Raw genomic sequence first — 26,613 nt, forward strand, 5'->3', positions numbered from 1 at the left:
CACCACGACCCACGCCAGCGGCCCCTGCAGAGACCCTTTTGATCCAGGAGAGCTTCCGCTCAGCGGGAAATCCGGGCCGCCGCCACGAACCCGGGTGCAGCCTTGACGGCACTCCCGCGTCCGGCGAACCCCCAGCACGCAAACAGCCGCCTACCGCGCTGACCGAACCGGCAGGCTCGCCGCGCCCGCGCTAGCTGATGTCGTGCGGCGGAGGCAGCAGCGGGTACGGCCGGGTGCGGTTCTGCTCCTCGATCCGCGTCCGGCACTCCGGACACATCATCGACACGTAGCTCTCGCCGACCCGGCGTTCGCCGCAGATCCGGCACATTTTCCGATCGCCCGACACGCGCAGAGCGTAAGCGACCGCTCGGCTATCATTCGCACATGGGTTCGAATGACCGGCGTGTCTGGTATCTGCACCCGGACGGCTACGCCATCGACAACGACCACCTGATCCAGACTCCACGCGGGTGGGTGCTCCCGACGCCGATCTTCTGCTCGGGCCCACAACGCCACGTACTCGCGGCGAGCCGGTCGACCCTCGGATGGACCGCGTGCCGCCTCGCGGGATGCTCGCGTGGTCATCTCGTTCACACCTGCGGCCGGTGCGGTGCCCGGGTGTATCAGCCGGAACTCGGCCCGGGCTGTAGCCCGTTGGTGTTCGACGGGCGCGACGGTGTCAGCGATGGCATCTGACCACCTGCTCGCTGCGGTCCTCGATGTCCTTGCCGAGGTCGACGCATCCGAGATGTTCGACGGGCGCGACGTGCTGCGCGCGGTCCGCCCGGCGCTCGATCCGGCGCCGGGGCTGGACGAGGTCGACGAGGTGCTCGCGCTGCTCGCCTTGCCGATGCTCGGCGGGGTCGTGGTGGTGTGCGAGGGCGTCTATCGGACCGGGGCGACGGTCGAGATCGTGGTCGCGAGGTTGCGGCGGCTCGCCGAGGCCGTGCGCGTGGTCGACGACGAGGATCTGGCCGACCGCTGTTGAACGCGCCTTGTGGTCGTGGCCGGCCAGGAACGCCCGTCCGGCGGTGACTTCACCGCCGCGCCTTGGGGCAGGATCTGGCGCTGAGCCTGGCCCAGGGTTGAGGCTGGTTGACCTGTTCGGCGCATCGCGAGCGTTGTTGTGGCGCTGGTGGTTTCATGTGCGGCTGGGCGTGATGGGAGCGCTGCCGGGTATGACCGGCTCTTTAGGGGCGGTGTGGACCTGTCCCATCATCATCTTTATCTTTCGACGCGAACTCAGACCTCCGGGGAACCCTCAGCGGGTCGATGGGGGCGGATTGGTCGACACGCCTTGTTGTGGCGACGCTACTTGGCCGGAGTCACTGTTTATGCTTGCCAGTCTGTAGCCGCGTGGGTTTGTTCCAGGGATGTCGAGTTGCACATCGTCGCGAACCGGAAGGCTCCAGGCATGCGAGGTTCGTTTACCGGTGCCGTGGCCGCTACGGTCGCGGCAAGTCTGGCCGCGCTGGGCCTGTGGGCCGGTGGCGCCGGACTCGGCCGCGCCCGGCCGCCCGGCGCAGATGTCTCCGGGGGAGGAGTTCATCTGACGGTGTCGGTCGACAACATCGAGGCGAACCCGCCCGGTGACCGGACACCGAACTTCCTCATGACGTTCTCGCATGCCGCGCAGATGTCGGGCGATTACTCGGTCACCGTCGACGGCGGCCAGATCACGTCCGGACAGGCGGTCGCGGGATTCATCCTCGGCTGCGGGATCAGTGTGGACGGCGGCTTCGGTGTCGAGATCGGCACCAATCAAGGGCTCGGTGACAGGATTGGCCCTTCGGTCGGCTCTCCCGGCGCCGCGGTCATCCTGCCCGGTGCGGGCCGGCCCAGTATCGTCGGGACTCTGGGCGTGGGCGAAGGCGTGTTCGGGAACCTGGGGCCCGGCCAGGTCACTGTGGCGAGAACGGAGACGGTCCGCCTGGATGCCAACACGACGTTTCCGTATCGCATCGCGTTCAACAATGCCGCGCTGAATATCGCCCAGTGCGCCTCGCCGGTATCGGCCGTCCCTTTCGTCACCACCACGGTGAGCACCGCTGAGGGACTCGCGCAGACCACCGCCTACGGCGACCAGTTCACCTTCTGAAACTCGACCGGATCCCGCAAGAAGGCCGACGTGGTGGCTGCGCAGGTAGTCACGATGCTGCAATCCCCTCGACGATGCCCTGGGCGATGAGCAGCGGATCCTCGAGCGGGCCTGCCAGGCCGAGAAATCCGCACGGTGTGTGGAACGGGCCCGCGCCGCTTCCACCCCGGCAGGCCGGGGTGTGCGCGTATTTTCCGGAGCTGCCCGACGACGAGGACTTCTCCGCCGCCCGCGACGCGGGGCGTGGATGGGACGGGCACTGGTACTCCCGCGACCTGCTGCACGCCTGGCTCGAGGTCCACGGACTGCGATGAACCCGTTGGGGTTTCGGTTCAGGATGTGTTGCGCCCGGCCGCCGCCTCTTTTCCCTGGCAGGTGCCGCGGAACCGGTTGCGGCCCAGCAGAACCGGGGACCCGGCGCGACCACTGCCGTGTCGGCGGGGGTCGTTCGGGCAGTGTGATCGAATTGTTCGCTTTGCCGGTATCGGTAACGGAGTTACCCTACATACTGGGTTGAGAGAACACAGCCCGGTCACTCGCGCCCACAAACACGGTGATAGTGATGAATCGCCTCTCCTCTCCCGGCCTGCTGACCATCACGGCCTCGACAACGGCCGACGACACCCACGTGTGCACCATCGGCGGCGAAATCGACGCCCTGACCGCCCCCACGTTCCAGGAAGCGTTGTTCGTCAGCCTCGGCATCGGAGGATCGACCGTCGTCGACTTGAAAGCGGTCACGTTCTTCGGCGTGGCCGGGATCCGGGCCCTGCTCGCGGCCCAGGACTTCGCCGACAGATGCCACTGCGAGATGTGCATCGACGGGTCCTACTGCGTCACACGGGTATTGGAAGCAACCGGCCTGGCAGGCCGATTCGAGCTCTGCCCTCCCCGGTCCACCGAACCGGCCGAGCGATAACGATCGATCCGCCGAACCCGCCCGAGCCAGAACCCGGCCGGGCGGGGATACGGACGCGCCAGTGTTGGCGGCGACCACACCGCCAACCTCCACTTCCAGTAGAAGGACATCGATCCCTGTAGTCGGCCTCGGTCACGTGCAGAGGCCGATCCTTATGCCTGCCAAACGATTTCGCCATCGTCACAGCCACACGGCCGGATCGGCGAACACGAGTCAGGCACGGAGCGGTGTGTGGGTCGGTGATCTCTGTGCGGCCGGTCCGACCCCGGAACCGGTGCTGGGACACCGACGCGCGGCCGGAATCGAACGGGCGTCGCCGCATCGGGCGAGGGTCTACTTGGTGACCGGTTTGTGCTGCTGCCAGTAGCGGACGTGGGGCAGGTCGTCGTCGAGCCAATAGGCGGTGTCTTCCGTGACGACGAGCATCTCCTCCCATTTGGCGCCGAAGGTGCCGTTGCCGATGTGGGGTTCAACAGCCCACAGACCCGGCTCGCAGGGACGGTCGCCCTCGTCGTTCCAGATCGGCGTCTGGTGCGCACCCGGTCGGAGCTTGGATTCGAGCAGATGTCCGGACAGGAAGGCAATGGCCTGAGGGCTGAACCCCTTGTAGCGGAACGTGGGCAGGCGCAGGCCGGGTACCCTGCCGACGCGGTGGGCAAGAACAGAGCCCGGGTAGAAGCTGTGGACGTTCTCGTAGCCCTGGTCGTGGATGAGCTCGTCGAGCTGCTTGTAGATACGGCCCTGCCCGGCGCCGGCGAGGACGAGCCGCAGGACGAGGTCCCGGTAGGGCTGTAGCGCCATTCGGGCGTTGTGGAACTCCTCGTTCTCGCTGCCGCCGAGGCTGCAGGAGTAGCCGATGTCCGCGGCGGCGCTGCCGACGATCGGACCGACATCGAGGATGACCGCCTCGCCGCGGCGCAGCGGGCGGTCGGTCGGCAGGAACTGCTTGCCGAAGTGGGCCATCTTGGGGTTGGCGAACTGGTTGACGATGCCGCCCTTGGGTCTGGCGAAATTCTTGAAGCGGGTCCGCTCGCCGAACCAGGCGAAACCGTAATGGAAGAACCGGGTTACGCCACGAGCACGCAGCCAGTCCTCGATCGCGGCGGCGGCCTGCTTCTCGGTGATACCTTCGAACAGCTGGGCCTCGACGGCGGCGACCGCGTCATAGGCCAGCCGCTGTGCGGCCTTGAAATCCGCCAGGTCAGCCTGGGTGGGCACTACGTCTGACATGGGTTGTCCCTCTCCGTCGTTGCCGATACCGGAAGGCTAGGCGCGCGTACACCCGGCCTACTCGTACCTGCGCGACGACGTTCACACCCGCGACTGTCGCGTGGCGACAACGGCGATCCGCCCTCGGCATGCCACGACAAGCCGGACAGGGTGCATTGTCGCCGTGCCGTGAAGTCTGGCGGAGAGGGGATCGGTCGACTCGGAGGACCGCCTGACGGCGCACCAGGTGGCGCGCAGACACAGTGATCACGGTCCCGGCCGAGCGTCGGCTGAGCGGCCCTGGCGTGATCGCGCGGAGGTCATCGGGCCGACGTCCAGGTGTTGGGCATCCATCTCGTGTCCGAGTTCGCGAAGTGGCAGCTGCCGCAACAGCCCGAATTCGTCACGACCATCCCGATGACCGCGACCGGGAAGTTCGAGAAGACCGTGCTGCGAGAGCAGTTCGACGGTTGAGACTCGCGGCGCCGATCACTCATCGAAACTTTGTCACCGGACGACAATTCGCTGCTAGCCTGCGGACGTGGAACCGGAATGGCCGCCGGCGCGGGAGCCGGCCGCGCTGCAGGCGTGGCGCAACATACTGCGTCCAATCGCCGCGGAGCTGCGTGCTGCCGCGGCCGAGCTGACCCAGCAGATGAGTTCGGTGTTCGCGGTCGAGCTGCCGCACGTCTTTCCCGACGACGCCACGCTGGCGGAAAACCAGGTCAGCGCCGAAGCCAGCGTGCTGGCGCTGGCGCAGATGATCGAGCGCGGGGGAGATCCACGGTTCGTGGAACTGCCCGCCGCGACTGCCGCAATCGCCCGATCGGGAGTGTGGCGGCAGCTACCGCTGGCCGATCTGCTGCGCAGCTACCGGATCGGCCACGAACTGGCATGGCAATGGACCTTCGGGCGCATCGCCACCCTGGCGAAGGATTCCGCAGAGCTGATCGCGGCGGCCGAGCTGGCCTCGCGGTGGCTCTTCGCATACATCGACGCGACGGTAACCCGCGCCGCCACCGTGTATGACGACGAGCGTGAGCATTGGCTGCGCAGCGCGATGGCCGCCCGCGGTGAGGCGATCGAGGACATCGTGGCCCGCCGCGAGACCGACATCGCCCGGGCCTCGACCCGACTACGGTACGACCTGCGCCGCCACCACATCGGACTGCTCGCCTGGTTGGATTCCCCGTCGGCGGACGACGACGCCCAGACCATCCTGGCGCGCGCGGTCAGCGACCTGGCCGACGACGTTCGCGCGGATCCACCGCTGATCTACCCGTCGGGAGTGCTGTCGTGCACCGGCTGGCTCAGCCGCGGCACAGCGTTCACCGAGGCGGAACTGGCTGCGCTGGCGCGTGTTCGGTTGAGCGGGGTGCGAGTCGCGGCGGGCGAGCCGGGCGCGGGATTGACGGGCTTTCGCCGCAGCCACCTCGAAGCGACCCAGGCGCGGCGCGTGGCCATTCTGTTGCCGAAGGCGACCGCGCTCACCCGGTACGCCGATGTCGCGCTCGCTGCGCTGGCCAGCGTCGACGCCGAGCTCGCCGGCGAGTTCGTCACCCGGGTGCTTGGGCCGCTGGCGACGCCGGATGAGGGAACCCGTCGGCTGGCCGAGACTCTCGCCGTGTTCCTGGACGAGAACCGCAGCCGCAACCGGGCCGCGGCGCGGCTGAACGTGCACCCGAACACCGTCAACTATCGGGTGCGGCAGGCCGAGCAGTTGCTCGGCCGTAGCGTCGACACCGCATCGCTGGATCTTCGTGCGGCACTGGCGATGCTGGCGACGGTGGGCGGGCAGAGATCGCACTGACGCACACCGAGTTCCGTCACGGCGGATCTCTGCGACGCCCGTCGTCGCACACCGACTCCCGCGATGCCGGGTGCGGCTCACACCGCGACCTTCGCCATCTGCCGGGACAGCCACCGCGCCAGCGGCGGGATGGCTCGCGACAGGCCGTACATCAGGTGCGCTTCGGGGGTGATCGGAGCGACTGCCTTGTTCGCATCCACCGCGCGCAGAATGTTCACCGCGACCCGATCGGGCGTATAACCGCGTTTCGCGTACAGGGCGGCCATCTTTTCCTGGCGTGCGTCGGCGTTGTCGCCGCGGATCGGGCTGCTGGTGGTGATCGCGGTGTTGATCACGCCGGGGCACACGGCAGTGACACCGATGCCGTGTTCCTGGAGTTCCATCCGCAGTGCCTCGGAGAGTCCGAAGACCGCGAATTTGGTTGCGCTGTAAGCGCTCAACGCCGGGTTGGCCAGGAGGCCCGCCGCGGAGGAGACGTTGACGACATGCCCGCGGCCGCGCTCGATCATCGAGGGCAGGAACGCGGTGTTGCCGTGGACCACACCCATCACGTTGATTCCGATCAACCGCTCCCAGTCCGTCGGCGTCGTCTGCAGAAAACCGGCGACCACGCCGATGCCGGCGTTGTTGACCAGCAGGTCCACTCCGCCGAACCGCTCCAGTACCTCCTCGGCGAAGCTGGTCATCCGGTCCGCGTCAGTGACGTCGACGGTCTGGGTGTAGACCTCCACGCCGTTGGCGCGGGCGCTGATTGCGGTCTGATCCAGGCCTGCGGTGTTCACGTCGCACAACGCCAGGCGGGCGCCGCGGCGGGCGCACGCCAATGCCAGTTCCCGGCCGATCCCGCTGCCCGCGCCGGTGATGACGACGACGCGGTCGGTGAGGCCCTTGGTGGACAGGGACATGTCGAGCTCCTTGATTTCGATGAGGGGGTGAGCGCGCGGAGACGGCGCGGTGATAGTCGTCCCAGGGAATTTGGGCTTCAGCCCGCAACCGCGCGGCGGCGGCGGGCCGGGCGCGGTGGCTCGGTCGGCTGCGGATCGGGATCGCCGAGCTGGGTACGAAGGAACGGGACGACGAGTTCGGCGACCCGTTCGGCCTGTTCGAGGAACACCCAGTGCCCGGCGCCGACGATGGTGTGGATCCGCGCGGACGGGAACGGCTGGGTCTGCTTGTCGGCCTGCTCGACCGGCAGGTACACGTCGTCGGTGCCCCAGACCACCAGGCACGGCAGGTCGTGTCGCTGCAGGGCAGCGGCGATCGGGATCATCGACCGGATATTCGTCGACCGGTACAGCCGCAGAACGGCCCGCTTGGTGCCCCACGGGTGCAGATGCGCCGCAATGTGGGCCACCGATGCCCGGTCCAGGCCGGGGTTGTCGTGGCCGAGCAGCGCCCGCGTGAGCCGCGGGGTCGCGATCCGCTGGAACAGTTCGCCCACCAGCGGGGTGCGCCAGATCCGCGCCAGCCGATGCCAGCGATAGTCCAGCAGCACCCCGGTGTTGATCAGCGTCACACTGGCCACCTTGTGGGGGTGATCGGCGGCCCATGTGAGCGCCCACGGCCCGCCGAAGTCGTGTGCGACCAGGTGTACCCGCTCCACGCCCAGCGCCTGGATGACACCGTCGAGGTGCCGGGCATAGGCGGCGACGGTGTAGTCCTGGTCGGCGCGCATTTCGGCTCCGGCGAAGCCCGGCATGTCCGGGGCGACGACGCGGGCGAACTCGGCGATCGGAGCCATCAACCGGAGCCAGTCCGATCCAGCGCCCGGGTTGCCGTGGACGAAGACGACCGCCTCGCTGCCGTCCGGGCCGCCGACCAGCACCGGTGAGCGGACGTCGCCCACGACGATCTGCTGAGTCCGCATCAGAACTCCGGCTGCCACGGGTCGGTGGCCACCAGCGCCGACGTGGTCAGCGCGGCGGAGCGGTGCACCGCGATCGCCTGATAGCCGGGGTCGAGGGCCATCTCCAGGAATTTCGCCCGGGACGGGTACTCCACCACGACCACGGTGTCCCACCACATGTGGTCCTCACCGCCGATGACGATCTCCCGGGCGTCGCCGGCGTACACGATCCGGCCGCCGACGCGATCCAAGTGCGGTTGTACCTCGCGCGCGTAGCGGGCGTAGCTGTCCCGACCACCGTCCGGCGCGTCGTTGAATGCCAGCAGATTGATCATCACGACCGGCCCGTCGGCCGACTGCGCGGCTGCGACGAATCCAGCGATCTGCTCCTCACTGGGGTCGATATGGGTGGTGGTCGTCTCTGTCACGGTGTCTCCTCGGGGTCGTGAGCCGGTGCCGACGAAATTAGGCAGAAGTGTGCCCACGGCTCTCGATCCACGGCGACAACGCTCGATCGCGGGCTTGTGCTGTGACGACAGCCACAGCGGGCTGTTGTACTGCGATGACAGCTGTGTGCTCTCAATGTTGGTGTCCGGCGACGAGTGGTTTGGCGCTTCGGCTTCGTACCGTGGCCGCGCCGAACCGACGCGGACCACTCAGGCGCCCTCGTGTCGAGCCGGACGCCGGGGCCTCGACCAACCGCCGGCTCGATGCAACCCGAGCAACTCGTTGCCGGTCGCAGCCGGCGTGCCGCCGGTCAGCGGAGGGGCTGACCAACAAGCAGATCTCGGCTCGATTGGTGATCTCCCCGCACACCGCAGGCGCCCACGTGGAGCACATTCTGACCAAGCTCGGCTTCACCTCACGTGGCCCAGATCGCGCGCCGACGATCGCCGACTCTGAACACCGGGGTAGTCCGTCCGCCGCTACGCAGACCAACACCATCGACGCGTGTGAGAACGCTATATGTCGATGTTGCTCAGGACGTGTTTGATCCGGGTGTAGTCCTCGAGGCTGTAGAGGGACAGGTCCGAGCCGTTGCCTGAGTGCTTGAACCCGCTGTGCGGCATCTCCGCGGTGAATCGGGTATGGGTGTTGACCCAGACGGTTCCGAAGTTGAGTCGTCGAGCCAGGCGCATCACGCGTGCGTGGTCCTTCGTCCACACGCTCGCGGCCAGTCCGTAGTCGACGTCATTGGCCAGACGGACCGCCTCGTCTTCACCGGTGAATCGCTGAACGGTGATCACCGGTCCGAAGATCTCCTGCTGCACCGCCTCGTCCTGCTGGTGCAACCCGGCCGCCACGGTTGGGGCGTAGAAGTAGCCGTGTTCCCCTACCCGCCGACCTCCGGTCAACACCTCGGCATGGTCGGGCAACCGCTCCACGAAGCCCGAGACACGATCGAGCTGCGCTTGACTGTTCACGGGCCCGAAGGAGACGCCATCCTCATCGGGCATTCCGGTCTTGGTGTTGGCGGCTGCCTCGGTCAGAGCCGCAACGAAGTCGTCGTGCACTCCAGCGCTGACGGTCACTCGACACGCCGCTGTGCAGTCCTGTCCGGAGTTGTAGTAGCCGCTTGCGGCGATGTTCCGAGCCGCCTGTTCGACGTCGACATCGTCGAATACGAGTACCGGCGCCTTGCCGCCGAGCTCGAGGTGCACCTTCTTCAGGTCCTTGGCTGCGGCTTCTGCCACCTGCATGCCGGCGCGCACCGAGCCGGTCAATGCCACCATTTGTGGAATGCGATGGTCGACCATGGCGCGGCCGGTGTCGCGGCCGCCGCAGATCACGTTCAGCACGCCGGGCGGCAGGAACTCCGCGGCCAATTCGGCCAGCAACACAGTCGTCGCCGGAGTCGTGTCGGAAGGTTTGAGCACGACGGTGTTACCCGCCGCAAGCGCCGGGGCGATCTTCCATACAGCCATCATCAGCGGGTAGTTCCATGGAGTCACCTGCGCGACTACGCCGATGGGCTCACGACGAGTGAAGGATGTCGTACCTTCGCAGTACTCACCGGCCGAACGCCCCTCCAGCATGCGCGCAGCGCCGGCGAAGAAACGCATCTGATTCACCGACGGCGGGATCTCGTCGGTCTTCGCGATCGAGAACGGTTTACCGGTGTTCTCAACTTCCAGTGCGAGGAATTCGTCGGCCCTGGCCTCGAGCGTGTCGGCAATGCGCAGCAGAGCTATCTGCCGCTCGTATGGTGTGGTCGAACTCCACGCCTCGAACGCATCGTCGGCCGCCCGCATCGCCTGGTCCACGTCCTCGGGGCCGGAAACCGCTGCAATGGCGAAGACCTCTCCGGTCGACGGGTTGATGATCTCCGAGGTCTGACCTGACACCGCATCGACCGGCTTTCCGCCGATGACGTTGCGGAACTTACGTATTTGCATGCGGATTTCCTCCCGATCACCCGGTGAGCCTCGATCCACCGATGAAATCAGTGGATTAGGGTGTGTCGAAATGGAGAAAGCACTTCTGACCTGGGCTGATTGGAGTTTTCATACAACAATCAGGGCCACTTTCGGTGCAATTATTCTACAGGTTCGCCGAAGTTCGATGACTTCGCACACCGGCCCTGTTCGGTCGCCGCGCTGCGTCCCTTATTCCCGCTCGGCGAAGTCCTCGAACCTGCAGCGGTAGGACGGGGATCCTGACATGCCGCACAGCGCGCTGACCGAACCGGCCAGCGCGGGGCGCCGAAGGCTGGAACCTGCTGCGGTGCAGAACGTCCGCCTTTGCCGAGTTGAGGGCCTTGGCCGGATGATCTGGACGCGTCCGCTCGTGTGGTCCGGCTCGTCGAAGATCCGAAGTCGTCGTCCGATGCGGTGGCGCGCCGCGATGCTCGGTGATCACCGCGGCGCGACACCCCGGCCGATCGGCGATACGTCTCCTACCCGAAGGGCGAAGCTCAGGAGCCGGAGCTGCCGGTGGACGCGCCGCCCGCTGTGGTGCAGCTCGGATTGGTCGGTTGCGGGTCGGGTGTGGTGCCGGCGGGCGCGGCGACCACGGTCACGGTGATGGACTGTGAGCTGCCGCCCTCTTTCGCCACGAGCGTGTGGGAGCCGAGGGTGGTGGGCTGCCAGTAGATGTAGCTGTAGTTCTGCAGCGGATTCTGTTGGTTGGCCCCCACGATCGTCGAGCCGATGCACTGCCCGTTGTCGTACACCTGCACGTTGGGGCTGCCGCTGCCGAGTTCGGTGGTGTACACGGCGAGCCAGTGGTTCTGGCCAACCGTAATCGGTTTGCCGTCCATGGTGCCGGGCTCGTATGCGATCGAGGTGACCGAGGCGCCCGCCGAGGGCGCCAGGAGGATGGCCGTCGCGGCCACAGCCGCCAATCCCTGTGCTCCGCAAGCGATCCGGCGCACCCTACTGTTCAACTTCATTCTTCGAACTCCTGCTCGCGACCTGGCATCTCCGGGTCGTGAGGCACGGTAATCCCGCCCGATTGTGAATCGAAGACGTTTCGAAAATCTGGTGTGCCCCGAATCCCTTGGGCAAAAGGACTGATGGCGAGACTTTTTCAGGCATGCCACGCCGTCTTGCAAGGCCGTTCGGACCGCCCAGACGTCAGTCAGCCAATGCATGCACATGCCGCATACCGCGCTGACCGAACCGGCCAGCGCGGGGTACCGGTGGCCGGAACCTGGTGCGGTACAGAACGTCCGCTACTGCCGATATGTGGCGATTCCAGGATGAGTGGGCGACCCTGTGCCGGAGGAACGAACCCAAGAACGGCCGGCATGCAGCCGCCTCGGTACCCGCATCAGTGTCGGCGACCTGCCCGAGCTACGCTGCAGCCACTGTGTATCGGCCGGTGGCCGGTAGACTGGCCAGTGGCTTCGGTGATTGCCGAGGGCGTCCAAGGCCTCTCTGCGGATCTCATATCGCGGTGCCGCCCTGATCCCGTGAAAGGGCGAATATGGCAACCGACGAAACGACCTACCAGCCTCCATCGGATGTCGATATGGCCTCGGTAAGCGTCGAAACCGATGCGCCGGAAGAGGATTCAACCTTCGATGTCGCGGTCGACCCAGCGCAGCGAGGCGGCGCCGGGGATGATTCCGAATGGGATGACAGCGAGTCCCCGGCACTGCGACGGGCGCGCACGGAAGCCGCGCTCACCGCCGGTGGGGATTCGACGCGCGCGTACCTGAAACAGATCGGCAGTGTTCCCCTGCTGTCTGCGGAAGAAGAGGTGGATCTGGCGATCCGGATCGAGGTTGGACTGTATGCGGCGCAGAAGCTGCACGAGGAGCTCGAATCGGGGTCCGGTATCACCGCCGCGCGTCGCCGCGACCTGACCTGGGTCGTGCAGGACGGCGTCCGGGCCAAGAACCACTTGCTGGAAGCGAATCTGCGCCTGGTGGTATCGATCGCCAAGCGGTACAGCGGGCGCGGTATGGCCTTTCTCGACCTGATCCAGGAAGGCAATCTGGGCCTCGTTCGTGCGGTCGAAAAGTTCGATTACGCCAAGGGATTCAAATTCTCGACCTATGCCACCTGGTGGATCCGGCAGGCGATCAGTCGCGGCATGGCCGATCAGTCCCGCACCATTCGCATCCCGGTGCACGTGGTGGAGATCATCAACAAGCTCGGACGCGTCCAGCGTGAGCTGCTGCAGCAACTGGGCCGCGAGGCCACGCCCGAAGAGCTCGCGCAGGAACTGGAGATCACACCCGCGAAGGTCCTGGAGGTCCGGCAGTACGCGCGTGAACCGATCTCGCTGGATCAGACGATCGGCGACGAGGGTGACAGCCACCTCGGCGACTTCATCGAGGACAGCGAGGCTGTCGTCGCGATCGACGCGGTGTCGTTCACCCTGCTGCAGCGCCAATTGCAGTCGGTGCTCGACACGCTCACCCCGCGGGAAGCAGGCGTGATGCGCCTGCGCTACGGCTTGGGTGATGGGCAGCCCCGGACCCTCGACGACATCGGGAAGGTCTACGGCGTCACGCGTGAACGAATCCGCCAGATCGAATCGAAGACCATGTCGAAGCTGCGCCATCCGTCACGCTCACAGGCCCTGCAGGACTACCTCGACTGACCGGCCCTGAGGACTGCCGTCGGCGGTGAAGGGCGAATTGCACAATCGCCGAAACCGCGACACGACATCCTGTATGCCGCATACCGCGCTGACCGAACCGGCCAGCGCGACCCTCTGAATGCATGTGGGGCTGTCGTTTTGGTGTAGACCCGTACCCGACGCTCCAGATCCTGCCGCACGAGTGTCGGAATAGAATCCGCGACAACTTTTCCGACACTCGTCAGTGTCGGTTCTTGGACTCAAGCCCGACATATCCACGCGCAGAAGGGAATTGCGGGCGCCGCCCACTGCTGTGGTATCTCTACAGCCCCCCGGTAGGGTCTGGCTGTTCGGCCTGCCCGAAGTTGAGCTCGACCTCACATGCGAGCGGCAACGAAGCGCGGTGCTGCGGCGTAATCCGGCTCCCGACTCCCCGCGTGACCGTAAGTGTGGCTATGACCGGTGCTGGTCTGGCGTGGGGAGCTCCGGAGCAAGCGAGACCCCGGGCGCGCTTCCCCACGCCAGGCGCTGTTCGAGAAAATGTCGTGAGACACCCAGCGAGATGATGTCGTCCGGCGGAGGCAGCAACGGGTACGGCCGGGTGCGGTTCTGCTCCTCGATCCGCGTGGATGACGTCGCCGCCGGGTTCCCAGCAAGACGCGATAAGTGGCGGAGGTTTCGCCTCGCGAGGTGGCGCCGACCGCGACGAGGCGTGGAAGCAGATCCTCACCGCCGCCCCGCGTTTCGCCGCCTACATGAACAAGACCGACCGCGTGATCCCCGTACTCTGTCTGACGGCACGCTCGTGAGCCAGGCCCGCATCGCGGCGCGCACACCTGAACAGCCCGGCCCGGTCCATCACGTTCACCGACAAGGAGCCGCCATGAATTTCACCGACGCAGAGCTGGACTATCTTGCCGGGCAACAGCTCGGCCGCATCGCCACCGCGCAACTCGACGGAACCCTCCAGGTCAGCCCGGTCGGTTTCCGCTACAACGACCGCACCGACACCATCGACATCGCCGGGCACGGCATGGCAGGCAGCCGCAAATTCCGCAACGTCGCCGCCAACGGGCGGGTCGCCTTCGTGGTCGACGATCTCGCCTCCACGGATCCGTGGCGGCCGCGGTTTCTCGAGATCCGAGGCACAGGCGAGGCGATCACAGAACCCACCGACTCCGCCTATGCCGGTTACACCGGCGGCTTCGACGGGGCCATCATCCGCATCCACCCCCGTCGGCTGATCAGCTTCGGGGTCAATACCACCGACGCCGCCGTCGGCCCGTCGGGGATCGACACCCGCACCATCGGCTGAACCTGCCCCGCCCATCTCACCGACACCCCAACAAGTCGATCCCGAAGGCTCACCAGCTATGCGCGGCCTATCAAGGCGCACTGTGACGCACTGACTGTTCGAGCCCACCATCGCCAGCCGAACGAGAGGCTTCTGCTGGCCGAGCAGTCAGTCGTTCCAGCTGGACGAGGTGTTCGGAGACCTGTGACGCCCGTTCGTCGACGGAGGCGTCGAGCCGGTGGCACGCCGGCACCGACCCCGCCGCCCGCAAGCGGCGACGATGAACGCCTGCCCGCCGAAGGCGTGTATAGCGGGGGTTCCGGTGTCGGGTGCTTCACGGTGTGCTCAGGTGACGGGGTCAGGGCCGGCTCGGCGATGTTCGGGCGTCCGTGCGCGGTTCCGGTAGTGATTGCCCAAGAACAACGAAATTCGGATAGCCGCTGTTCAGGGTGTTTCCAAGTTCTGAATACAGCGCATGGTGTTAGTGCTCGGCCTGTCTACCGATGAGGTTGGTCGGCGTGTTGGAGGATCGAGTTCTTCGTCAAACGACCGGCGTAGGCCTCATACCCCGGCCGCTGTACGACAGCCTCGTCGCGAGGTTGGGCCGGCAAGCTCTCGGCGCAATCGTGTTCGTGACGGTCCACTGCCCGGCGCTCGGCGCACTGCTCAATGCCTACGACGTTTGGGGTGTCCGTCGACGGCTCGACCGCGCGGAAACAGCTCACGATCCCGCCCGGACCGAAAAGGAGATTCAGATGTTCGACAGCTCATCCGATCGGGTCGACTTCGGGACCTTCGGCCGCTACATGGAAACGCCGGCCAGCGAAATGTCACCGGAGATGCGCGATGCGTACGAGTACACGCGGCAATTGCGCGGCATGATTCCCGGCCCGCACAAGATCTGGCTGGCCAACCCCAAACTGGCAGGGCAATCGTGCCAACCGGGGCGTATTTCCAAAAGGATTCGTCGTTGTCGAAGGCGGAGATCGAGATCGTCACGAACGTCATCAACGGCCGCTGGCTCTCCGCCTACGCCAATTACGAGCACGAGAAGATCGGTGTGCTGCTGGGCGGTCTGGAGCCGCGGCAGGTCGAGGCTCTCATCGCTGGAGTTCCGACCTCGTTCGACGACCCACGTCGGCAGATCGTGTACGAGCTCGCATCAACTCTGGTACAGCCGCGCGTGGTTCCCGTCGGCATGTACCACCGGGCGGTGGCAGCGATCGGCGTGGCGGGCATCGTCGATGTCACCGTGCTGATGGGCTGGTTCACCAGTGTTTCGCTCACCTTGGCCGCCTTCGAGGTCCCGTCGAACGCGACCGGTCTGACGGAGGAGGAATAGATCATGAAGCAGCTCCCCATGCCTTTGCCGTTGCCCGAGTCGATTCCGATTCCGAGAGCCGACCCACCGGCCGAGATGGACCTGGTCGCGGTGCCGACCGGGGTAAATCATCGAAGTGCCGCATACGCGTACTCCGGCGGGTCCATCTTCGACAAGCGCGAGTTCTATATCGGCGCCGCGCTCATTCAGCACCCGCGGGGTGATCTTCTGGTCGACTCCGGTTTCGGGCGCGACATCGCGAAGCAGTTGGCCACGATGCCCCGGCTGTTCCGGAAGATGACCAAGTATGACCTCTGGAAGCCTGCTGTCGATCAGCTGGAAGCGGCGGACTACGACTTCGCCCGACTGTCCGGGATTCTGCTGACCCACGCGCATTGGGATCATATGAGCGGCATCACCGATTTCCCCGATCTGCCGGTCTTGATCTCCCCGCGCGACCGAGCCGCGTTCTACAGCCGAGAAATGTTCGGCAACTTCCGCGGTTTCTTCCAGGAAATCCCGTTCAACTGGCGGGAGTTGAGTTTCCCGGGCGGGCCGTACCTGGGTTTCCCCCGCCACCACGATATGTACGGTGACGGCTCGATCGTCTGCGTCCCAGCCCCCGGCCATACGCCCGGCAGCGTGATCGTCTTCGTGACACTGCCGCATCAGGTGCGTTATGCCCTGGTGGGAGATCTGGTGTGGCAGCGCGAGGGACTCACCCACCGCGTGGAGCGTCCGCTGCCGATCAGGCGGCTGGGCGACTTCGATGCCGAGGGCAACCGGCAGAACATCCTCCGCATGGTTTCGATCATGCAGCGCATCCCCGACCTGATTGTCGTGCCGGCCCACGATCAACGGGCCTTCGCGGAGATGAGCCAACTGCCCAACGTCACGACCAAGGGCCTGACCCTTTCGATCCGTGCAGACCGCTGAGAACCACAACAGTGTGTCCCTGGACGCCGGCGGCCAGGTCTGCCGTCATGCGGAGCATTTCGCCGAACCGGCCGTAGACCACCGTACCCTCATCACGCACAGCCGGACATGAAACCACCAGCCGCACAACGACGCTGGCCGGTTCGGTCGAATCAGGTGATCTGAACGGCATCTTGTCCGGGAGCCGGCCGCCGCTGAGGATGGGTGCCGAGGTCTGCGCAGCATCGGATGCCGGAAAGTCGCATCCGATGCGAGGCTATGCGCGTGCCCTCGTCGTCGTCGGCGTCGCGGAATCAGGCGGCGATCGCGATCGACTCCCGGCCGTGAGCGGCGCGCAGCAGAGCGGCGATGTGGGTCAGCAAGTCGCTGGCAGAGATCGGGGCCAGCAGGCATTCCGACGCGCCGGCGGCCACGACCGGTTCGACGGCTTCGGTGTCGATGTCGCTGCTCAGGACCAGGATCGGGGCGTCGGTGCGCGCTCGCAGAGCACGACACAGTTGAGCGAGGTGCCCATAGGCCAGGGACGGGCCCACCACGACCAGATCCGGTGTCAGCGCCCGCTGTCCGCTTGCCATCTCAATGGCCTGATAACCCGCCGTGGTCAGCACCAGTGCCAGCATCTCCGCAGCCGGATTGCTCTCGACCACCAGAATCTTCGCCAGCGGGGTTGGGCCCTGACCCGGTCGTGAGCGCAGACGGCTGTTCTTGGAGCTGTTCATTGGTCGTCCTCCGTTTGACGAGATCCCCCACCCCTTTGGGATGTGACCGTCTCGCGAAACAACGAAGCCGTTCAGCCCCGCCTCGACAACCCATGTCCTTGGCACGCCGACGGAAACCCGAACATATCCCCACCCCATACCCCAAGGCTACAACTCCGTGACGGATGTGGCGAAACTTCACATTTGCTGGAATTTTCGCCTCCGTACCGCGATCGATTCACGCAGCCGACATCACCGATTCACAAGACAGTTACTTGCGGTGGGGTAATCCATCATCCGGGGCAACTCGCTCGCAAACCGCATTCGAGTGTTGAACTCGCGACGGAGCACGAATTCGCCGGCATGATCGAACCACTGAGCTAACGACGTCCGGCGGGGTTCGCCCGCGCGGTGAGCGTCTGCATCTCGTCGGCTGTCTCGCGGATGAACCGGGATAGTTCGCGGTTGCCGTGCTGGCGGGTCCACCGCCCGAAGGCGGTGTGCAGCACCGCTATTCCGGCCTGACCGGCCAGCTCCGCCGCGGTGTCGGCCGCGCCCCGGTTGCGCAGTGCGTCCGCGATGGCCGCGGCCAAGGTGGCGCTCTTGATCAATTCCCGCTCCCGCAGCTCGGGATTGGCATCGACGACCACCTGCCGTTGCAGCACCAGCGGCCGTCTCGGTTCGAAGACCTCGTCAGCGATCTCCTCGAGCGCGCACACCACCGCAGCCCAGGGCGTGACATCGGCGGGGGCTGCGCCGACCTTGGCGATCAGCAGGTCCCGCAGTAATTGCGAGCCGCCGAACAGCACCTCGCGCTTGTCGGTGAAGTGGCGGAAGAAGGTGCGTTCGGTCAGTCCGGCGCGGGCGGCGATCTCGGTGACCGTGGTGCTGTCGAACCCGTGCTCGCGAAACAGCTCCAGGGCCGCCGCCTCGAGGCGGCCGCGTGCGTTGGGTTCCCAGCGGCTCATGGCTCGATGCTACACAGGGTGATGACAGGCGCTGACATAAAGGCGTACTGTGATGTCAGGAGCTGACATCGCAAACGCCATCTACCCGTCTACCTGGAGTGATTCCATGCGTATCTTCGTCACCGGTGCGTCCGGCCATCTCGGATCCGCCGTCGTCCCCGCGCTGCTGGCCGCCGGTCACCAGATCGTCGGTCTGGCCCGTTCCGATGCCGCCGCCGCGGTAATCGCAGCCCGCGGTGTCGAGGTCGTCCGCGGCGACCTGACCGATCTCGACATCCTCGCGGCGGCCGCCGCGGCCGCCGACGGCGTCGTGCACCTGGCCTACGACCATGAGGCCATGGTCTCCGGCGATATCGCGGGCGCGGCGGCGACGGATCTGCGCGTCGCCGAGGCCATCGGGGACGCGTTGGCCGGCAGCGGCAAGCCGTTCACCGCTGCCTCCGGGACTCTGCTGCTGGCCTCTCTGGGCCTGGACAGACCCGGGTTGGAAACCGATGTGGCGGAAGCGAGTTCGCCGCGTGTGGCGACCGAGAACCTGATCATCGGGCTGGCCGCGCGGGGAGTCCGGTCGTCGATGGTGCGGCTGCCGCCGATCGTGCACAGTCACCTCGACCATCACGGCTTCGCTCATGTCCTCGTCGGCATCGCCCGCCGCACGGGCGTGGCCGGGTATCTCGGCGACGGTGCGAACCGCTGGCCTGCCTGCCATACCTTGGATGCGGCCGAATTGTTCCGCCTGGCACTGGAATCCGCACCCGCGGGCACCCGCCTGCACGCTGTCGGCGACGAAGGCATCGCGTTCCGGGAGATCGCCGAGACGATCGGCCGGCGCCTCGGACTCCCCGCCGCCCCCATCGACCCGGACCAGGCCGCCGAGCACTTCGGCTTCCTGGGTTTCATCGCGGGCGTGGACAATCCGACCGCAAACGCCCTCACCCGGGAGACCATGAGCTGGAAACCCACCCATCCCGGTCTGATCGAGGATCTCGAGAACGGCCACTACCTCGACGCGGCCTGACTGCAGCGGTCGGCCGGGCGTCATGGTGAGAACCGGCTCAACCCGAGCCTTTCGGTGCCACCTTGCTGACGGGGCTCGACCTCGGCCGCCTCCTCACCGCCCTCTGGGCCAACGAGAATTCGGTTGAGAACAGACGATCGGAGGGCTGCGGTGGCCCCGAATGACGGCCGCAGCCCGTCGGTCAGGCGCCTTTCAGAATCTCGACCATGCGGTTGGCGAGGACGGCGGCCGAGGCCGGGTTCTGGCCGGTGGTCAGATTTCGGTCCTCGACCATATACGGCTGCCAGATCGGCCCGCGGCTGAAATCGACCCTGATCTTCGCCTTCAGGTCGGTCTCGAGTAGCCACGGGGCGATCGCGGCGACACCCACGGCTTCCTCTTCCTCGTCGGTGAAGCAAGTGAGGCGATAACCCGCGAACGGGGACTCGCCCCCGATCCTGGTCGACAAGATCGCAGCCGGAGCATGACAGACCATGAAAAGCGGGTTACCCGAGGCCAACTGCTGGGTCAGCAGCCGCCCACCATCGGCGTCGAATGCCAGATCCGCCATCGGACCGTGCCCGCCCGGCAGGTACACCGCGTCGAAATCCTCGAGCCGCACCTGCGACAACCGCAACGGCCGCCGCAATGCCTCCGCCTCCCGGATGATCGACTCGAGCCGCAGGGCCCCGTCGATGCCGCCCGCCATCTCGGGGCGCAGACTCATCATGTCGACCGTGGGGATCACACCGTTCGGTGTTGCCACCACCACCTGGTGGCCTGCATCGGTGAGGATCCGATACGGGTTGGCGAACTCCTCGGCCCAGTAACCGGTCGCGTATCGCGAGCCATCCTTCACCACCCAGTAACTGGCGCCACTGACAATGAAAAGCACTCGTGCCATCGCGAAAGCTCCTATCGGATCCCACATTCCCGTTGACAGGAAACACTCAGCAACCGAACCGCAGCCTCCCCGAGCCTACACGCCCGTCCGGGCCGCGCGCCGGTGGGACCGCACTCCGAGCCACCGCCGAACAGTGACGGTTCCGGCGCGAAACGGCAGCAGTGGCAACCATTTCCGCGATGTATCGAGAACCACGCCCAAACACATCGCCGTGTTTCACTGTTTGGGCTCGGGGGGCAGCCACGGCGAGGCGAGGCGTGATGAGGGCAGTCGCCAATGGCGGTCATGTGCGGTCTGTTCGGCGATCTCGAGGAAGTTGGCGACGGGCTCGGCGGGTGGTTCGTCACGCCAGGCGATGGACCACGGATAATAGGGTTGCACTTCCAGCGGCCGGTGGATCGGGATGCCCGCGGCCGCGTATTTCAATGCGTAGCTTTCGAATTCGAGAACGTGAGCAGGCTCGGTCGCTCGTTTGAGCGCGGCCAGGCAGTGACCGAAGGTGCCGGGGTTGCCCAGCCAGTGCAGGGACAGATCGGTCTGGCGTTCGAAGGTCGTCAGGTACTCGCCGTGTGCGTTGTAGAGCCCGGACTCCGGCCCGTCCGCGAAGACTTCCACAGGGCGTTCGTACAGCGAGGCCTGCGGCCGAGGCGGATCGGCCGGTCGCCCGACGAGGAACATCGGTTCCAGGCGCAGACGGCGGAAACGCCACCCGGTGGGATGCTGTGCGGTCATGGCCTGGGTGACCCGCAGGATGGCCACGTCGAGTCGACGGGCCAGTAGCGCCTCGAGCTGCCGGATGCTGTCGAGGGACCGTTCGACGATCCGGACCGACGGGTGCGCCGCCGTGAACGCGTCGGCCACCGTTCGACTGGTCTGCAGTTCGAAGATGTGCGCGATGCGCACGACGTCGGAATCGTTGGAGCCGCGGCGGATTCGGGTGGCGAGCGCGATCATCTCGCGGGCGTCCGCCAGTACCTGATGCCCGCGCGCGGTGAGCGCGACATGGCGGCTGTCGCGTTCGAGCAGTGGACTGCCGACGTGGTCCTCGAGTTTGCGGATCTGCTTGGACAGCGCCGGCTGGGTGATGAACAGTTTCGCCGCGGCCCGGCCGAAGTGCAGTTCCTCGGCGAGGGTGACGAAGTACCGCAGCTGCCGCAGATCGAGGTCCATGCCCGCCTCCGTTGTCCGCCCGCGCACGCCTTCCGTGCGCACGCCACCTGCAAGTATGAGGTGGTGGTTATCGATCCGCGCCCAATACGACTTGGACGCCCGCCCGATCGCGGTGGTGAAGTTGGTCGGGCCGAAAGGGGATCGACATGTCTCAGGTACCGACACCGGTGCTTTTCATCCACGGATTGTGGCTGCACGCCACCAGCTGGTCGCCCTGGGTCGACCACTTCCGCACCGCCGGCTACGCGCCGATCGCCCCGGGCTGGCCCAACGAGCCGGACACCGTCGCCGCCGCGCGCGAACACCCCGAGGCCGTCGCGAACACCGGAATCGACGACGCCGCAGCGCATTTCGCCGCCATCATCGAAACCCTTCCGACGCCGCCGATCATCGTCGGCCACTCCTTCGGCGGCCTGCTCGCCGAGAAACTGCTGGGCCAGAACCTCGGTGCCGCCGGTGTCGCGATCGATCCAGCCCAGATCAAGGGCGTCCTGCCGCTGCCGCTCGCGCAGTTGCGCGCCGGGCTGCCCGCCCTCGGCAACCCCGCCAACCTGCACCGGGCCGTGTCCCTGACCAAGCAGGAGTTCCGCTTCGGATTCGGCAACGCGGTCAGCGAGCAGGAATCGGACGAGCTGTTCGACAAATGGACCATCCCGGCACCCGCGCGGCCGCTCTTTCAGGCCGCCGCGGCCAACTTCGTGCTGCACTCGCAGGCGAAGGTCGATACCGCCAACGCGGATCGCGGCCCGCTGCTGCTCATTTCGGGCCTCGAGGACCACACCGTCCCCGATGTGGTGACCCGTTCGACCCTGAAGCAGTACCGTGACTCCACCGCCGTCACCGAGTTGCGGCAATTCGAGGGCCGCGGCCATTCCCTCACCGTCGACAGCGGCTGGAAGGACGTGGCGGACGCGGTCCTGGCCTGGCTGGCGGACAAGGGTTTCTGACACCGAGGAGGGCACGATCATGGATCTGGGACTCACCGACACCCTCGCCGTGGTGACCGGCGCCAGCCGCGGTATCGGGCTGGCCATCACCCGGACCCTCGTCGAGGAGGGCGCGATCGTCGTCGCCGCCGCCCGCCACACCGGCGACGACCTGCGCGCCCTCGCGGACACCGGTCGCGTCCATCCGGCCGAGGTGGATCTGTCGACCGCGGAGGGCGCGACCGAACTCGGCACCCTCGCAGCGAAATTCGGCACCACGGCCATGCTGTTCAACAATGTCGGCGGGGTGACACCCCGATTGAACGGTTTCCTCGACATCGGCGACGATGACTGGCTGGCGACCCTCACCCTGGACCTGCTCTCGGCGATCCGGGTGACGCGCGCCGTCCTGCCCGCCATGCTCGAGGCGCGACAGGGCAGCATCGTCACCATCAGCTCGGTCAATGCCAAACTCCCGGATCCGACCGTGATCGACTACAGCGCGGCCAAGGCCGCGCTCACCAACTTCAGCAAGTCACTGTCGAAACAAGTAGGGGTACAGGGTATTCGGGTCAATACCATCAGCCCGGGTCCGGTGGCGACCGACCTGTGGCTCGGTGCGAACGGCGTCGCACGGACGATCGCGAATACCGCCGGCGGCGACCCGGAGGCCGTCGCCCGCACCGCGGTGGCGCAGACGGTCACCGGGCGATTCACTCGACCCGAGGAAGTCGCGGACCTCGCGGTGTATCTCTCGAGCCCGCGGGCCGCCAACATCACCGGATCGGACTTCATCGTCGATGGAGGAATGATCACCACGCTCTGACGACCCTGGGCCGACCGGCGCGGTAGCCGAAAGACCAGGCTCACGAACGGCGCAGTCCGTTGCTCGCGCCCTGTGGTCGACGGCTTGCCGGGCGTAGCCCGGTGATGTCGGGCTCGACCTCGTCGACGTGCCGTTCTCGCACGGACGCACGTGGTTGGCGGTACCGTCTTTTGAGCCGAGCTATCGAAACCACCTGTCACGGACGGGAGGTACGTCGACACTGTGATGTTTGCCGGGAAGATCGCCCATCGATATCTGGGATTCGGCTCCGACTGAGCGCTGTACATCGATCCGAACGCGTCCGCCGATGCTCCGAATGCCCTGGATGTCAAGGAGCGGATCATTTTCCGTCGCGGCCGGCGATGGTGCTCGTGCTCGGTGAGATCGGACAGGTCCGAGACCGTGATGTCAGCGTGAGACGATGCGGAGGAGCGCAGAATGCCCGAGCGCAAGACCCGACGAATGACGATCGGCGACTTTCTGATTCGCCGTCTGGCAGAGGCCGGGATCGGCCATCTCTTCGGTGTCCCCGGCGACTACAACCTCGAGTTGCTCCAACAGCTCGAAGACCACAGTGCCGTGCGATGGGTGGGCAATTGCAGCGAGTTGAACGCCTCCTATGCGGCGGACGGCTATGCACGGCTGAAGGGCATGGGCGCGCTCCTCGTCACGAACGCCGTAGGCGCGATGAGTGCGATCAACGGGGTCGCCGGCAGCTACGCCGAGCACGTTCCGGTGATCTGCATCTGCGGATCGATTCCCCTCCGGTCCATCGATCGCGGTCTGGGAATGCACCACACGATGGCCGACGGCACCTGGGACCGCTTCCTCGGCGCCTTCGCGCAGGTGACAGCCGCACACGCCAGGCTCACTCCACGCAACGCGGCTATCGAGATCGACAGGCTGCTCCACACGGCGTGGCGGGAGAAGCTGCCGGTCTATCTGGAACTGCCCTCCGATATCGCCTACCTCGATATCGAAGTTCCGACCGAGCCGCTGATGCTCGCACAGCCGTCCAGCGACCCCGAACGGTTGGCGTCGTGCATCACCGCGGTCGCGGGCCGCTTGTCCGATGCCACGTCACCGGCGATTCTGGTGGATCTGGACGCGGACCGGTTCGGTGTCGCCGCCCAGATCATGGCGCTCGCCGCGAAGAGGCAAATTCCGGTCGCGGTTCTCAACACGGCCAAAGCGGTGATCGACGAGACGTTGCCCTACTACGTCGGTGTCTACAACGGAAAGGCAAGCGCGCAGCACACACTCGACGCGGTGGAGAGCAGCGACTGCCTGCTCTGCATCGGCTACCGACCGATCGAAGTGACCACGGGCGACTTCACGGCCTCGTTGCCCGCCGGCGCGATCCACCTGCGCAGTCACTCGGTCGACATCGGCGATGACAACTACCAGGCGGTGACGCTCGAGGAAGTTCTCCGGGGCGTCAGCGCCACGGTGCCGCGTGTCACCGATCGCGCCGTGAGCCACCCCGTGGCAGCCGCGCCGCCCGTGCATGGCGACAGCGCTGCCAACCTGACACAGACCGTGTACTGGAGGGCCATCCAGGACTACATCCAGCCCGGGGATGTGCTGCTCGTCGATAACGGCACGTCATACGCCCTGTTCGGCCTGCAGCTCCCGTCGGGCTGCACCTTCGTCGGATCGGTCAACTGGGGCTCGATCGGCTATTCGGTCGCCGCTCTGCTCGGCACGCTGACCGCGGCCCCGGACCGGCGCCACCTGCTGTTCGTCGGCGACGGCTCATTCCAGCAGACCGCGCAGGAGCTGTCGACGATCCTGCGATTCGACCACAAGCCAGTGATCTTCCTGATCAACAACGGGGGATACACCATCGAGCGCGGATACCTCGGCAAGACCGAGTCCTACAACGACATCGCGACATGGGCGTACGCGGAGCTGCCGAAAGTGCTCCGCCCCGGCACCACAGCACGGTCGCTCGTCGCCAGGACTCCGGCGGAGCTGCACGACGCCCTGTCCGCCCCCAACGACACGTTGATCTTCGTCGAGTCGATCATGGATCGCTTCGATTCCCCTGCCCCGATTACCGCCAGCAGCAACCGGGGGGCCGAACTCGACTACGGTCCTCGCGGCCCCCAACACCACGAAGGCACCCAGCTCCGGCCCGCGTGACCCCGCAACGGCAGCGTCTCGGGGTCCCTACTGCCCTGAGGACGGAGTGATGTGACCGGTTCCCTCCGGACGTCGGCCCCTCGTAGGCACCCGAATACCGTTCTGGTCCACACCCTTTGGCGAAGGGCTGCATCTTCGGGGCCTACCGCACCCCACTCGAAGCCGATCTGCTCGCCGACAACTCGGGAAGATTACCCGGCCCACCCACACCGGGTGGGCCGATGTTCACAGCCGCGAGACCTGGTAATGCCCGATGGCCCAGCCGTCGGTATCGCGTTCGAGCAGCACGCTGAGCTTGACGGCGAGGGTCGGGCGGTCGGTGAAAGAGAAGTCGACGTCCAGGTAGCCCAGCACGAGATTCTCTGTGAGACGGCGGGTTTCGAGGATGCGGTAGTCGGCCACGAGGCCGATCGGCTGAGAGTCGTAGTACTCGGAGACACCCGCCCGACCCACGGTATAGGGATGCAGGCCTTGGAAAATCGCGTCGTCGGTGAAATATGAGGCGACCCGCTGTGGCTCATGCCGATCGACCGCGTCCTTCCACTGGTCGAGGACTGTTCGCAGGATCGCCTCGTCCTGGGGATCGGTGGTCATAGCGATTCTCCTGTCGTTGTCCCGATCATCAGTGTCCAGCACTCATACCGCCATCGACGTGCAGGATCTCACCGGTGATGAAGGGCGCCGTCTCCAAGAAGACGACGGCATCGACGATGTCGCTGATTTCACCCATCCGCCCGACCGGATGCATGGCGGCCAGGGCGTCGTGGGTGGACGGATCGTGCATGGGCGTATTGATGTTGCCCGGTGACACCGCGTTGACGCGGATACCGCGACGCGCATATTCGATGGCCAGCGATTTCGTGGCCGACTGCAGCCCACCTTTGGTCAGCGAAGCCAGCACGGACGGGACGCGGGAATCGGCGTTGTCGACGAGGCTCGTGGTGATGTTGACGATGTGGCCGCGGTCGTGGGAAAGCATGGCGTCGACCGCTGCTCGGGTGATGTGGAAGAACCCGGTCAGATTGACGCCGGTCACGACCGCGTAATCCTCGTCGGTGTAATCGGCGAACGGCTTGGCGATGAACACGCCCGCGTTGTTGACGAGGGTGTCGACCCGGCCGAACTGTTCCACTGCGGCGGCGATGATGCGGTCGGCGGTCGCCGCATCGGCGATGTCGCCGGCAATGGCGAGCACTGCGGGATCGTCGGATTCCGGGATGGATCGTGCGGTGGCCACGACCGCATAACCGAGCTTGCGGTAAGCCTCGACAAGACCGGCACCGATACCACGTGACGCCCCCGTGATGACTGCGACCTTCTGTTGCCGATCGATGTTCATGGCGAACCTTTCTCGAGTCGGAATTCGGGCTGGTCGGCTGGAGTCTACGACCGGTCTGCGGATCGAACGCCAGGCCGCGCGGAGATCGACGGCCAACGCTGAAATGGCCTCTGAGCAGGACGGAATCCTTCGACGTGGAAGCCGCAAGCTCGCAGCGGGTACATCTGTCCAGGGCC

Annotated in this window: 27 protein-coding genes and 1 pseudogene; 15 read left to right on the forward strand and 13 right to left on the reverse strand. The window is 66.2% G+C overall.

What is annotated here, in order from left to right; translation table 11 throughout:
• Positions 1 to 190 precede the first annotated feature (190 nt).
• Entirely contained in the window at positions 191 to 346 is a 156-nt protein-coding gene (locus ACQP1O_RS19345) for a hypothetical protein (RefSeq protein WP_433567147.1), read from the reverse strand.
• A gap of 38 nt (positions 347 to 384) precedes the next feature.
• Here ACQP1O_RS19345 and ACQP1O_RS19350 point away from each other — a divergent pair, with 38 nt between their 5' ends.
• The 5 genes from ACQP1O_RS19350 to ACQP1O_RS19370 all read left to right on the forward strand — a co-directional run bounded on the left by ACQP1O_RS19350 (position 385) and on the right by ACQP1O_RS19370 (position 3,017).
• Positions 385 to 696, forward strand: a complete 312-nt coding sequence (locus ACQP1O_RS19350) for a hypothetical protein (protein WP_433567148.1) — start codon at positions 385 to 387, stop codon at positions 694 to 696.
• Complete coding sequence (locus tag ACQP1O_RS19355; protein WP_433567149.1) at positions 686 to 988, forward strand: hypothetical protein; 303 nt, start codon at positions 686 to 688, stop codon at positions 986 to 988. Before ACQP1O_RS19350 ends, ACQP1O_RS19355 begins: the two co-directional genes overlap by 11 nt.
• Before the next feature lie 426 nt (positions 989 to 1,414).
• Complete coding sequence (locus tag ACQP1O_RS19360) at positions 1,415 to 2,098, forward strand: MspA family porin (protein WP_433567150.1); 684 nt, start codon at positions 1,415 to 1,417, stop codon at positions 2,096 to 2,098.
• Positions 2,099 to 2,235: 137 nt separating this feature from the next.
• Positions 2,236 to 2,412 (forward strand): hypothetical protein, encoded by a 177-nt coding sequence (locus tag ACQP1O_RS19365; RefSeq protein ID WP_433567151.1) that lies wholly within the window; start codon positions 2,236 to 2,238, stop codon positions 2,410 to 2,412.
• 248 nt (positions 2,413 to 2,660) lie between these two features.
• Positions 2,661 to 3,017, forward strand: a complete 357-nt coding sequence (locus ACQP1O_RS19370; RefSeq protein ID WP_433567152.1) for an STAS domain-containing protein — start codon at positions 2,661 to 2,663, stop codon at positions 3,015 to 3,017.
• 333 nt (positions 3,018 to 3,350) lie between these two features.
• Here ACQP1O_RS19370 and ACQP1O_RS19375 read toward each other — a convergent pair whose 3' ends face one another.
• A complete protein-coding gene (locus ACQP1O_RS19375) occupies positions 3,351 to 4,247 on the reverse strand; it encodes a M24 family metallopeptidase (protein WP_433567153.1) in 897 nt (298 codons plus the stop codon).
• 520 nt (positions 4,248 to 4,767) lie between these two features.
• Between ACQP1O_RS19375 and ACQP1O_RS19380 the strand changes: the two genes are divergently transcribed.
• Positions 4,768 to 6,036 carry a PucR family transcriptional regulator gene (locus ACQP1O_RS19380; protein ID WP_433567154.1) on the forward strand — a complete coding sequence of 423 codons (1,269 nt, stop codon included), beginning with the start codon at positions 4,768 to 4,770 and terminating at the stop codon, positions 6,034 to 6,036.
• A 77-nt stretch (positions 6,037 to 6,113) separates the two neighbouring features.
• Here ACQP1O_RS19380 and ACQP1O_RS19385 read toward each other — a convergent pair whose 3' ends face one another.
• From ACQP1O_RS19385 to ACQP1O_RS19395, 3 genes are all read right to left on the reverse strand, one after another.
• Entirely contained in the window at positions 6,114 to 6,941 is an 828-nt protein-coding gene (locus ACQP1O_RS19385) for an SDR family NAD(P)-dependent oxidoreductase (protein WP_433567155.1), read from the reverse strand.
• A 77-nt stretch (positions 6,942 to 7,018) separates the two neighbouring features.
• A complete protein-coding gene (locus tag ACQP1O_RS19390; protein WP_433567156.1) occupies positions 7,019 to 7,903 on the reverse strand; it encodes an alpha/beta fold hydrolase in 885 nt (294 codons plus the stop codon).
• On the reverse strand, positions 7,903 to 8,310 hold the full coding sequence (locus ACQP1O_RS19395) for a DUF1330 domain-containing protein (RefSeq protein WP_433567157.1): 408 nt from the start codon (positions 8,308 to 8,310) through the stop codon (positions 7,903 to 7,905). The genes ACQP1O_RS19390 and ACQP1O_RS19395 overlap by 1 nt, the downstream gene beginning before the upstream one ends.
• Positions 8,311 to 8,444: 134 nt before the next feature.
• Here ACQP1O_RS19395 and ACQP1O_RS19400 point away from each other — a divergent pair, with 134 nt between their 5' ends.
• On the forward strand, positions 8,445 to 8,876 hold the full coding sequence (locus ACQP1O_RS19400; RefSeq protein WP_433567158.1) for a response regulator transcription factor: 432 nt from the start codon (positions 8,445 to 8,447) through the stop codon (positions 8,874 to 8,876).
• Here the strand turns inward: ACQP1O_RS19400 and ACQP1O_RS19405 are convergent.
• Positions 8,845 to 10,278 (reverse strand): gamma-aminobutyraldehyde dehydrogenase, encoded by a 1,434-nt coding sequence (locus ACQP1O_RS19405; RefSeq protein ID WP_433567159.1) that lies wholly within the window; start codon positions 10,276 to 10,278, stop codon positions 8,845 to 8,847. The two genes, ACQP1O_RS19400 and ACQP1O_RS19405, sit on opposite strands and share 32 nt — an antisense overlap.
• A 518-nt stretch (positions 10,279 to 10,796) precedes the next feature.
• On the reverse strand, positions 10,797 to 11,273 hold the full coding sequence (locus tag ACQP1O_RS19410; protein WP_433567160.1) for a hypothetical protein: 477 nt from the start codon (positions 11,271 to 11,273) through the stop codon (positions 10,797 to 10,799).
• Positions 11,274 to 11,842: 569 nt separating this feature from the next.
• Here ACQP1O_RS19410 and ACQP1O_RS19415 point away from each other — a divergent pair.
• From ACQP1O_RS19415 to ACQP1O_RS19430, 4 genes and pseudogenes are all read left to right on the forward strand, one after another.
• Positions 11,843 to 12,934, forward strand: a pseudogene (locus tag ACQP1O_RS19415) (RNA polymerase sigma factor); the annotation flags it as partial.
• A gap of 862 nt (positions 12,935 to 13,796) precedes the next feature.
• Complete coding sequence (locus ACQP1O_RS19420) at positions 13,797 to 14,228, forward strand: PPOX class F420-dependent oxidoreductase (protein ID WP_433567161.1); 432 nt, start codon at positions 13,797 to 13,799, stop codon at positions 14,226 to 14,228.
• Between the two features lie 949 nt (positions 14,229 to 15,177).
• Entirely contained in the window at positions 15,178 to 15,549 is a 372-nt protein-coding gene (locus tag ACQP1O_RS19425) for a hypothetical protein (protein WP_433567162.1), read from the forward strand.
• 75 nt (positions 15,550 to 15,624) lie between these two features.
• Entirely contained in the window at positions 15,625 to 16,464 is an 840-nt protein-coding gene (locus ACQP1O_RS19430) for an MBL fold metallo-hydrolase (protein WP_433567163.1), read from the forward strand.
• 293 nt (positions 16,465 to 16,757) lie between these two features.
• Here ACQP1O_RS19430 and ACQP1O_RS19435 read toward each other — a convergent pair whose 3' ends face one another.
• Positions 16,758 to 17,183, reverse strand: coding sequence for a response regulator transcription factor (locus ACQP1O_RS19435; protein ID WP_433567164.1), 426 nt, complete (start codon positions 17,181 to 17,183; stop codon positions 16,758 to 16,760).
• Positions 17,184 to 17,542: 359 nt separating this feature from the next.
• Complete coding sequence (locus ACQP1O_RS19440; protein ID WP_433567165.1) at positions 17,543 to 18,130, reverse strand: TetR/AcrR family transcriptional regulator; 588 nt, start codon at positions 18,128 to 18,130, stop codon at positions 17,543 to 17,545.
• A gap of 106 nt (positions 18,131 to 18,236) precedes the next feature.
• On the opposite strand from ACQP1O_RS19440, the gene ACQP1O_RS19445 reads away from it, so the two are divergent.
• Positions 18,237 to 19,148 (forward strand): SDR family oxidoreductase, encoded by a 912-nt coding sequence (locus ACQP1O_RS19445; protein WP_433567166.1) that lies wholly within the window; start codon positions 18,237 to 18,239, stop codon positions 19,146 to 19,148.
• Positions 19,149 to 19,329: 181 nt separating this feature from the next.
• Here the strand turns inward: ACQP1O_RS19445 and ACQP1O_RS19450 are convergent, their stop codons facing one another.
• Both ACQP1O_RS19450 and ACQP1O_RS19455 read right to left on the reverse strand, forming a co-directional pair.
• On the reverse strand, positions 19,330 to 20,031 hold the full coding sequence (locus tag ACQP1O_RS19450) for a type 1 glutamine amidotransferase domain-containing protein (protein ID WP_433567167.1): 702 nt from the start codon (positions 20,029 to 20,031) through the stop codon (positions 19,330 to 19,332).
• 216 nt (positions 20,032 to 20,247) lie between these two features.
• The gene (locus tag ACQP1O_RS19455; RefSeq protein WP_433567168.1) at positions 20,248 to 21,201 is read right to left on the reverse strand and encodes a LysR family transcriptional regulator; all 954 of its coding nucleotides are present in this window, start codon (positions 21,199 to 21,201) and stop codon (positions 20,248 to 20,250) included.
• Positions 21,202 to 21,347: 146 nt separating this feature from the next.
• Between ACQP1O_RS19455 and ACQP1O_RS19460 the strand changes: the two genes are divergently transcribed.
• The 3 genes from ACQP1O_RS19460 to ACQP1O_RS19470 all read left to right on the forward strand — a co-directional run bounded on the left by ACQP1O_RS19460 (position 21,348) and on the right by ACQP1O_RS19470 (position 25,098).
• The gene (locus ACQP1O_RS19460; RefSeq protein ID WP_433567169.1) at positions 21,348 to 22,148 is read left to right on the forward strand and encodes an alpha/beta hydrolase; all 801 of its coding nucleotides are present in this window, start codon (positions 21,348 to 21,350) and stop codon (positions 22,146 to 22,148) included.
• A 19-nt stretch (positions 22,149 to 22,167) separates the two neighbouring features.
• Positions 22,168 to 22,953 (forward strand): SDR family oxidoreductase, encoded by a 786-nt coding sequence (locus tag ACQP1O_RS19465; RefSeq protein WP_433567170.1) that lies wholly within the window; start codon positions 22,168 to 22,170, stop codon positions 22,951 to 22,953.
• A 438-nt stretch (positions 22,954 to 23,391) separates the two neighbouring features.
• Positions 23,392 to 25,098, forward strand: a complete 1,707-nt coding sequence (locus tag ACQP1O_RS19470) for an alpha-keto acid decarboxylase family protein (RefSeq protein ID WP_433567171.1) — start codon at positions 23,392 to 23,394, stop codon at positions 25,096 to 25,098.
• Positions 25,099 to 25,323: 225 nt separating this feature from the next.
• On the opposite strand, the gene ACQP1O_RS19475 is transcribed toward ACQP1O_RS19470, so the two are convergent.
• Both ACQP1O_RS19475 and ACQP1O_RS19480 read right to left on the reverse strand, forming a co-directional pair.
• Positions 25,324 to 25,692 (reverse strand): YybH family protein, encoded by a 369-nt coding sequence (locus tag ACQP1O_RS19475; RefSeq protein ID WP_433567172.1) that lies wholly within the window; start codon positions 25,690 to 25,692, stop codon positions 25,324 to 25,326.
• 28 nt (positions 25,693 to 25,720) lie between these two features.
• Positions 25,721 to 26,437, reverse strand: coding sequence for an SDR family NAD(P)-dependent oxidoreductase (locus tag ACQP1O_RS19480; protein WP_433567173.1), 717 nt, complete (start codon positions 26,435 to 26,437; stop codon positions 25,721 to 25,723).
• Between the last annotated feature and the right edge of the window lie 176 nt (positions 26,438 to 26,613).

It is taken from the genome of Nocardia sp. CA-151230 (genome assembly GCF_050942175.1).
GTDB lineage: Bacteria > Actinomycetota > Actinomycetes > Mycobacteriales > Mycobacteriaceae > Nocardia.